Source organism: Salipiger sp. (genome assembly GCF_059781815.1).
Genome location: NZ_JBYNAH010000220.1, coordinates 1 through 8,707 on the forward strand (window position 1 = coordinate 1; position 8,707 = coordinate 8,707).

Annotated in this window: 7 protein-coding genes; 3 read left to right on the top strand and 4 right to left on the bottom strand. The window is 68.7% G+C overall.

All coding sequences use genetic code 11. The features are described 5' to 3' along the window. Positions 1 to 260: 260 nt before the first annotated feature. On the top strand, positions 261 to 1,919 hold the full coding sequence (locus tag AC6RA4_RS20350; RefSeq protein WP_500163450.1) for an alpha/beta hydrolase: 1,659 nt from the start codon (positions 261 to 263) through the stop codon (positions 1,917 to 1,919). 10 nt (positions 1,920 to 1,929) lie between these two features. Here AC6RA4_RS20350 and AC6RA4_RS20355 read toward each other — a convergent pair whose 3' ends face one another. Further along, positions 1,930 to 3,732 (bottom strand): hypothetical protein, encoded by a 1,803-nt coding sequence (locus AC6RA4_RS20355; RefSeq protein WP_500163451.1) that lies wholly within the window; start codon positions 3,730 to 3,732, stop codon positions 1,930 to 1,932. Between the two features lie 108 nt (positions 3,733 to 3,840). Here AC6RA4_RS20355 and AC6RA4_RS20360 point away from each other — a divergent pair, with 108 nt between their 5' ends. Next, positions 3,841 to 4,302, top strand: coding sequence for a GtrA family protein (locus AC6RA4_RS20360; protein WP_500163460.1), 462 nt, complete (start codon positions 3,841 to 3,843; stop codon positions 4,300 to 4,302). A 17-nt stretch (positions 4,303 to 4,319) separates the two neighbouring features. On the opposite strand, the gene AC6RA4_RS20365 is transcribed toward AC6RA4_RS20360, so the two are convergent. The 3 genes from AC6RA4_RS20365 to AC6RA4_RS20375 all read right to left on the bottom strand — a co-directional run bounded on the left by AC6RA4_RS20365 (position 4,320) and on the right by AC6RA4_RS20375 (position 7,948). Beyond that, positions 4,320 to 5,333 carry a glycosyltransferase family 2 protein gene (locus tag AC6RA4_RS20365; RefSeq protein WP_500163453.1) on the bottom strand — a complete coding sequence of 338 codons (1,014 nt, stop codon included), beginning with the start codon at positions 5,331 to 5,333 and terminating at the stop codon, positions 4,320 to 4,322. Positions 5,334 to 5,485: 152 nt separating this feature from the next. After that, on the bottom strand, positions 5,486 to 6,637 hold the full coding sequence (locus AC6RA4_RS20370) for a M24 family metallopeptidase (RefSeq protein ID WP_500163455.1): 1,152 nt from the start codon (positions 6,635 to 6,637) through the stop codon (positions 5,486 to 5,488). Positions 6,638 to 6,721: 84 nt separating this feature from the next. Next, the gene (locus AC6RA4_RS20375) at positions 6,722 to 7,948 is read right to left on the bottom strand and encodes a multidrug effflux MFS transporter (protein WP_500163457.1); all 1,227 of its coding nucleotides are present in this window, start codon (positions 7,946 to 7,948) and stop codon (positions 6,722 to 6,724) included. A gap of 175 nt (positions 7,949 to 8,123) precedes the next feature. Between AC6RA4_RS20375 and AC6RA4_RS20380 the strand changes: the two genes are divergently transcribed. Further along, a partial coding sequence (locus AC6RA4_RS20380; protein WP_500163459.1) for a carboxyl transferase domain-containing protein occupies positions 8,124 to 8,707 on the top strand: 584 nt, incomplete at its 3' end.

The following is an 8,707-nucleotide window of genomic DNA, read 5'->3' on the forward strand; positions in this document are numbered from 1 at the left end:
GAGGTCGCTGTGGGGTAACTCCCGTGGAAGTTCGAGTCTTCTCGACCGCACCATTCTCTCCGAACATCGGTGAGTGAGCCTTCGGGCAAAGGGCCATCCGGCATGCCGGTCCCTGTCCGGCCAGCATCTTCCCCCGTTTCGTTTCCCGCTGATCCCGATGGCCTGCAACGGGTTTTGTCGTCGCGCTTTGCGCTGGTCGCTTGCGCCGCGCGTGCGGCTTCGCAAAACTCGAATGCAAACCTGCGTTCCGGGAAAGCGGCATGAAGATCAATCTGTTCAAAGGCGTTGCCTTCCATTTCCTGCCGCTGATGCTGGGGCTGGTGCTGTTCGCCGCCTCGCTCACGCCCTCATTGACGCCGCGAAGCTGGATGTTCCAGGGCGTGCTGGGTGGAGTGGTCACTGCCATGGGCTATCTCACCGGGCGCTGCGTGCAGCTGCTTTGGGCCGCGGTCGGTCTGCCGCCGCTTGGCGGGCGCATGGCGCGGGTGGCGGCGGTCATCCTCTCGCTTTGCGCCCTCACGGCTTGGTTTTTCGCCGTGGCGCGCAGCACCGAGTGGCAGAACTCCATCCGCGAGCGCGTCGCGATGGAGCCGGTCGAGGGCACTCACCTGATTCCAATGATTGGCACCGCGCTCCTGGTTTTCCTGGGCTGCTTCGTCCTCGGGTTGCTGATCCGGCTGCTGTTCTACGCGCTGCGCAAGCGGCTTCTGCGGGTGATGCCCGCGCGCACCGCCAATGTGCTGGGCGTGGCCGGGGCGGTGCTGCTGCTCTTCGTCCTGACCATGGACGGGCTGGTGCCGCAGGTCTTCAAGATGCTCGACAGCTCTTACGCCGAGGCGCAGTCGCTGTTCGACACCGCCCCCCCGGCGCCGACCGATCCGCGCAAGCCCGGCAGCGCCGAATCGCTGGTCGACTGGCAACTCATGGGCCAGCCGGGGCGCAACTTCATCGAGCGCGGGCCGGACGCGGCGCGGATCGCGGAGCTCACCGGGCGCGAGGCGATGGATCCGATCCGGGTCTATGTCGGCCGGGCCCAGGCCAAGGAGCCGCAGGTCCGGGCCGAGATCGCTCTGGAAGAGCTCAAGCGGCTCGGTGCCTTCGAGCGCAAGATCCTCGTCGTCGCCTCTCCAACCGGCACTGGCTGGCTCGACCCTGGCGCGCAGGACACCATCGAATATCTGCATGGCGGCGACGTGGCGACGGTGGCGACGCAGTATTCCTTCATGCAATCGCCGATGGCGCTGATCTTCGAGACCAGCACCGGGCTCGAGCAGGCCGAGGCCACGCTCAACACGATCTACCGGTACTGGCGCAGCCTGCCGAAAGAGAGCCGCCCGCGGCTCTACCTGCACGGGCTGAGCCTTGGCGCGTGGTCGTCGATGTATGCGCTGAACCTCTTCGAGGTATTCGGAGACCGGATCCAGGGCGCGCTGTGGTCCGGCCCGCCCTTCGTCTCGACCAAGTGGCGCCAGATCACCGGCGCGCGCAACCCGGGCTCGCCCTATGTCTCGCCGGTGATCGCCGATGGCTCTCTGGTGCGTTTCATGACGCAGTATGGCGGGCTCGAGCGGGCCACCGCGCCGTGGTCGGATGTGCGGGTGGTCTATCTCCAGCACGCCTCCGACGGGATCGTGTTCTACGAGCCGGCCTCGTTCTGGCGCGCGCCGCGCTGGATGCGCGAGCCGCCGGCGCCGGACGTGTCGCCGCTCATGCGCTTCCTGCCGATCGTAACGCAGTTCCAGCTCGCGCTCGACATGCTGATCGCGACTGACCTGCCGGTGGGCTACGGCCACAACTACGCTGCCACCGAGTATATCGACGCCTGGATCGCGCTGACCGATCCGGAGGGCTGGACCGCGGGGGATATCGCGGCGCTGAAGGCGCGCTGCAGTCGCGAGGCGCTGGGCTGCGAGCGTTGAGGCGCGGGGCTCAGTTCACCCGGTAGATGCGCAGCGCGCTGTCCGGGTCGCTGGTCGGCACCTCGGCGAGGAAATCCGGCACGGCGCCGCCCTCCAGCGCGTGGCCGAAGCCGTCGAAGCCGGATTTCGCGAGGGTGGCAAGCTCGGGGTCGGCGGGGCAGACCAGCATGTAATCGATGCCGTAGCGCCCCAGCGCCTCATGCGCGGCCTCGGGCGTTGCGGCCAGCGTGATCTCGAGCTGGGCGCGCATGCCATCCTGATTGCGGTGATAGGGCGCCGAGAGCGTGCGGTGGCCGCTGTGCAGTAGTACGTGGGTGCCAAAGTTGGACGGGGCCGAGACCACGCCCTGGGGCAGGGCTGCGAGCGCGGCCATGGCGCCGGGGGTGAAGCAGGCCCGGGGCCCGGTCTCCGGTGTGACCGGCGCTGCGTTGGCGGGGCTGGCGACGTGGTCCATCAGGGTCTCGGCGCTGTCGAGCATCTGCACCCAGACCATCGGCAGCGCGAGCAGCACGCAGGCAATCGCCGCAACACCCCGGCTCGCGCCATGCCCATCGCGCCATGCGCGGTGCAGGGCGGCCGCGCTGGTCCCCATGACCGGGGCCGAGAGGGCGGTGAGAACAAAGACGCCGCGAAGCTGGTAGCAACCGATGGCGAAGGCGGCGGCGAGCAGCAGCGACACCAGCAGCCACGCCCCGTCGCGCTTGCGCCAGCCGGCGGAGAGGGCAAGCGCCAGCGCCGCGAGGCCGAGCAGGTAGTAGCCGAAGAGGAACGGCTTGGCGCCGGTCTCGATCAGGTCGAGCAGGCTACGCGCCTCGCGCACGAAGGCCATCCAGCGCGTGTCGAGATAGGGATCGAGCGCGCCGTAAGGCTCGGAGAGGCAGGCCGGGGTGACGGCGAGCGTCAGCGCGCCGACGATGGCGAAGAGGCCAAGCAGCACGCCCGCGCGGGTCTTGAGAGGCCGGTCGGAGACCAGGGCCGCCGCCAGCGCCATGGAGCCCACGCCAAGCGCCACGGGCAGGGCGAGGTCGACCGAGAAGGCATCGCAATAGCCGCCCAGATAGGCCGAAGCCGGGGCAAGCGCGGGGAAGAGCAGCGCCAGCCCGCCCACGGCGCCAAGGGCGAAGCGCAGCACCGGGCCGCGCTCGGCGGCGCCGTTCACCAGCCAGAAGCCTGCCATGCCGAAGGTGCAGAGCGCCAGCAGCGGCAGGGTCTCGACCCCGATGGCGAGGCTCGCGGCCAGCGCGAGCCCCGAGACCACCGGCAGCACGCGGCGGTCGCGACGGTCGATCACGCCCCAGAGCAGCAGCAGGAGCAGGGCAACCTGCGCGTTGTGATGGTCGATGGCGCCGGGCAGGAAGCGCGGGTCGCCCCAGAACATGCCGGCGGTGAGCGCGCCGGAGACGGCGCCGGCGACGCGCCCGCCTAGGGCGGCGCCGATCCGGGTTGCCAGCGCGACCACGGTGGCCAGCATCAGCAGCGGCCAGATCAGCAGGGCGAGATACTCGGCCTGCGGGCGGTCGGTGAACAGGTCGAAGAGCAGCACCAGCCCGGCGATGGGTGTGTCGATCAGGCGCGACCAGTGCATCTCGAATCCGCCCTCGAGCCCGAGCCGCGGCTGGGTCAGGTCGAACCAGCCCTGACCGGCAAGCAGGTCGCGGATGCTCACGAGCCGCATCGCCGAGTCGTTCATCAGCCCGTAGAACAGGCTCTCGGCGCCGGGCGCGCGGCTCAGCGTCATCAGGGCGACATAGGCGAAGGCTAGGACGGGCAGCCATCGCATGAGCGGGCTTTGTGTGTCGGTCTGCTGGGTCATTCTGACGGCTCGGACGGTTTTGACTCGTTAACGGGGGGCGGCGCGGAAAACGCTCGTGGCGGGGTCGCCACAACGGACGGGGCGCGGGGCGCTTCGGCCTTGATCGAGGTGGGCGGGGCGGCGCATATCGGTGCCATCCGCAACCGCGAGGTGCCCGTGCCCGAGCGCTCCCAACCGAAAGCCGCCCAAGAGCGGCGGCGCCATCTCGGTGGCTTTGCGCTGGCCGGGCTGGCCGGGTTCGGCGTTGACGCGGGCGTGCTCTCGGCGCTGGTGGCGCTGGGCCTGCCCGCCGGTCTGGCGCGGGTGCCGTCCTTCATCGCGGCGGTGCTGACCACCTGGGTGCTCAACCGGACCCTGACCTTCCGCACCTCGACCCGGGCCACGCTTGGCGAATTCCTGCGCTACATCCTCGCCATGGGGCTTGGCCTTGCGATCAACTACGCCACCTTCCTGCTGGTGCTGCGCCTGAGCGACACTGCCGCCGCGCAGCCCGTGCTGGCGCTGGTGCCGGCGACCGCCGCCGGGATGGGGGTGAATTTCCTCAGCTCGCGCCATATCCTGCACCGCTGACTGCATCGCGCCCCGCCTCAGCCGTGCGGGCCGGGGATCTGCAGGTATGTCATGTAGCGCGCCTCGCGGCGGCCACGGGCCACGGTCTCGAGGATCACCGCGCAGACCAGCGACAGCGCCGCCAGCCCGATGCCCGAGAGCGACACGAAGAGCGAGGGGAAGCGCTCGACCAGACCGGTCTCGAGGAAATCGCCGAGCACCGACAGGAACACCGCTGCCGAGGGCAGGAAGAGCAGCGCCGCGACCGCCGAGAAGAACTGCATCGGCTTCTCTTCCTTCACCAGCAGGCCGATCATCTTGAGGATGCGGAAGCCGTCGGACCAGGTCGAGAGCTTCGAGGTCGAGTTCTCGGGGCGGGCATAATAGGGGGTTTCGATCTCGTCGGCGGGCATGCGCAGCTGCAGCGTGTGCACGGTCAGCTCGGTCTCGATCTCGAAGCCCTGCGACAGGGCGGGGAAGCTCTTGACGAAGCGGCGGCTGAACACCCGGTAGCCCGAGAGCATGTCGTCAAACTGTCGGCTGAACAGGCGGCGCACCAGCCCGGTGAGCAGGCGGTTGCCGAACTTGTGGCCGGCGCGGTAGGCGGCCTCGTCGGTGCTGCGCCGCGCGCCGTTGACCATGTCGAGCCCGCCCTCGCAAAGCCGCGCGATCATCGCCGGCGCGCTGGGCGCGTCATAGGTCGCATCGCCATCGGCCATGACATAGACGTCGGCCTCGACGTCGGCGAACATGCGGCGCACCACGTTGCCTTTGCCCTTGCGGGGCTCGCGGCGAACGATGGCGCCGGCCTCGCGGGCGACCTCGGCGGTGTTGTCGGTGGAATTGTTGTCGTAGACGAAGATCTCGGCACGGGGCAGGGCGGCGCGGAACTGGCGCACGGTCTGGCCGATCGCGGCGGCCTCGTTGTAGCAGGGCAGGATCACGGCGACACGGGGCTCGCCCATCGGCTGGCGGCCGTTGCGGACCGGACGTTCGAGCAGGTCGAGCCCGCCGCTGAGGTCGCTGTCAAACGGTGTTGCGTAATCTCTCATCCGGTTGCCCCATCTCGATCCTTGTAAACCCACCGCCGCGGTCCGGCCCGACGGGCACTCGCGGTCTGGCAACGTGGATAGAGAGGCATTCGGGCGCCACTTGGCTCAGATTGTGGCGGTTTCGGCGCATTTTGCCGACCTGCTGCCAGGGATCAGCCTGGCCAGTCGATCACCGGGATGTCGCGCGGGGCCGGGGGCGAGAGCCACTCGGCGCCGCTTTCGCCGATCACGATGTTCTCCTCGTGGACCAGCATCCGCCCCGGCCCGAGCGGCAGCGATGGCTCGAGCGTCAGCACCATGCCGGGGCGCAGCGCCGTATCGTCGGCGGGGATCAGCGAGGGCCATTCGGTGAGCCGCATCCCGAGTCCGTGACCAAGCCGTCCGCCGGGATCCTGCCCGAGCACGCTCACGATGGTGCGGTGCAGATCGGCGCAGCTGGCGCCGGGGCGGGCGGCCTCGAACGCGGCGAGGGCGGCATCGTGCAGGCGGCGGTGGGCGTCCTGCACCTCGGGCGAGGCAGGGCCGATGGCCCAGTTGCGGTCGTAGTCGCAGAAATAGCCTTGCCGCACCGCGCCGGTGTCGAGCATCAGCACGTCGCCCGCCGCGAGCGGCCGGTCATCGGCAGGCGAGATCACGTCGCCATAGCCGCCCGGCGCGGCACCGCCGGCGAGGTAGCTCACCCAGTCGGCGCCCTCCTCGAGCAGCAGCATCTGGAAGCGGCGGAAGACCTGCGCCAGCGTCACACCCGGTGAGAGCAGTTCAGGCACGCGCGCGAAGGCGCGGCCCGCAATGGCGCAGGTCTCGCGGATCAGTGCGATCTCGGCGGGGGATTTCACCTCCTGCTGCGCGCGCAGCAAGGCCGAGACGTCGCGGCGCGGGCGGTCTCCGATCAGGGTGCAGAGCCGCTCCCAGTCTGCGGGCGGCATGCGCAGCGCGGTCTCGCGGCCCAGCGGCACGCCGAGCGCCTCGCCCGAAGGCACCAGCTCGCGGATCGCCTCGGCCAGCAGGGTGACGCCGTCATCGTGGTAATCGGGGGAGGTCCAGCTGCGGATGTCGGTGAGCCAGCTCTGCGCCATCAGCTCGGTGCCGATGGCGGGGATCACAGCCACCGGCATGCCATGCGCCGGGACCAGCAGGAACCACGGGCGGGTGTGGCTCTCCCAGAAGCGGGTGAGGAAGCCGGTGAAATAGCGCAGGTCCGGCTCGCTGGTGAGCAGCATCGCGGCGATGCCCTCGCGCGCCATGGCCGCCTGCGCGGTGGCGCAGCGGGTCTCGAATTCAGAGCGCGGGAAGGGTTGGGGCAAGGTCGATCTCCGCCAAAGTTGGTCGGCGGATCATCGGGGCGCGGGGGAGGGGCGTCAAACCCCCGCGTGCGAAATGCCCCGGGTTCAGAGCGTTCCGAGCCCCGCGAGCCGCTTCTCGCGGCGCAGCACCAGAAGGATCGAGACGATCGAGGCCACGCCGGTGAGGAACATCAGCCACAGCAGCGGCCAGGCGCCGGTGCCGGGGTGCAGCAGCGCGCCGGCGAGCGCCGAGAGCGCCGCGCCGCCGCCGATCATGATCGCGCCCGAGAGCCCCGAGGCGGTGCCGGCCAGATGCGGGCGCACCGACAGCGCGCCGGCGGTGGCGTTGGGAATGGTCATGCCGTTGCCGAGGCCCACGAAGGTCATGAAGCCGAAGAAGGTCCATTCCGACTGGAAGCCTGCGGCAAAGACCAGCAGCGCCATGCCGAGGCCGGCGGCGTTGAGAATGCAGCCCCAGAAGATCATCCGGTTGATGCCAAGTCGCGCCGAGAGCTTGCCCGAGAGCCCGTTGCCGGCGAAATAGCCCACCGCCGGCGCGCCGAAGAAGAAACCGAGCGCCGCGGGCGACAGCCCGAACACCTCGGTGCCGACGAAGGGCGCGCCGCCGAGATAGGCAAAGAAGGCGCCCGAGGAGAAGGCGCAGGTCAGCGCGTAACCCCAAAAGCGCGGGCTGCGGAACAGCTCGGGATATTCGCGGAACTGCTGGCCCAGCGACAGCCCGCGCGACACCGAGGTCTCGCCCAGGTCGCGCCAGCTCATCCACAGGATGCCGGCGCCGAGCAGGAACAGCATCCAGAAGGTCGACTGCCAGCCGAAGGCCTCGTCGAGCACGCCGCCGATCACCGGGCCGACCATCGGCACCACCGCGACGCCCATTGTCACGTAGCCGATCATCGAGGCCGCCTGATCCTGCGGGACCATGTCGCGCACCACCGCGCGGCTCAGCACCATGGCCGTCACGATCACCGCCTGACACATCCGGAAGGCGAGGAAGACGGTGATGTTGGGGGCGAAGATGCAGCCGAGTGTGGCCACAAGAAACAGCGCCACGCCCCAGAGAATCACCGGGCGGCGCCCGAACTTGTCCGAGACCGGGCCGATCACGATCTGCAGCGCTGCGTTCACCGCCAGGTAGATCGCCACGGAAAGCTGCATCACCCTGTATTGCGTGTCGAAATGCGCCGTCATCTTGGGCAGCGACGGCAGGAACACGTTCATCGCCAGCGCCGAGAGGCCAGCCAGCAGGATGAGTGTGACAATATGTGGCGGCGTGGCTTGATCCAGGAACCGGACCTTGGGCGGGCTTTGCATGTAGGGATGGGTATGACCGAAACGGGGCCTTGTCCATTCGGGAACGATTTGCAGGGCGCATTTTGCAATTATGCAATTCGCGCGTAGCGGCCTTTCCCGCCTTTGCAAATTTGCCGAATTTGACTTGAGCGAGCATCGGGCCTCTGTATGGTCTCGGCAAACGAAAGGGACGGCCATGAAAGACATTCTGCACGAACTGGAAGAGCGGCGCGCCGGCGCCCGGATCGGCGGTGGTCAGAAGCGCATCGACGCCCAGCATGCCAAGGGCAAGCTGACCGCGCGCGAGCGTATCGAGCTGCTGCTCGACGAGGACAGCTTTGAGGAATACGACATGTTCGTCGCCCATCGCTGCACCGATTTCGGCATGGAGAAGAACCGTCCCTACGGCGACGGTGTGGTCACCGGCTGGGGCACGATCAACGGCCGCATGGTTTATGTCTTCAGCCAGGACTTCACCGTTCTGGGCGGCTCGGTCTCGGCCACCCACGCGCAGAAGATCTGCAAGATCATGGATATGGCGATGCAGAACGGCGCGCCGGTCATCGGCCTGAATGACTCGGGCGGCGCCCGCATCCAGGAAGGTGTCGACAGCCTCGCCGGTTATGCCGAGATCTTCCAGCGCAACATCGAAGCCTCGGGCGTGATCCCGCAGATCTCGGTCATCATGGGGCCCTGCGCCGGCGGCGCGGTCTACTCTCCCGCCATGACCGACTTCATCTTCATGGTGAAGGACACCTCCTACATGTTCGTCACCGGCCC

Bases quoted from the DNA above. Each gene is read 5' to 3' on its own strand.
- AC6RA4_RS20365 (WP_500163453.1), bottom strand. From the start codon at position 5,333: ATGAGAGATTACGCAACACCGTTTGACAGCGACCTCAGCGGCGGGCTC.
- AC6RA4_RS20350 (WP_500163450.1), top strand. From the start codon at position 261: ATGAAGATCAATCTGTTCAAAGGCGTTGCCTTCCATTTCCTGCCGCTG.
- AC6RA4_RS20375 (WP_500163457.1), bottom strand. From the start codon at position 7,948: ATGCAAAGCCCGCCCAAGGTCCGGTTCCTGGATCAAGCCACGCCGCCA.
- AC6RA4_RS20355 (WP_500163451.1), bottom strand. From the start codon at position 3,732: ATGACCCAGCAGACCGACACACAAAGCCCGCTCATGCGATGGCTGCCC.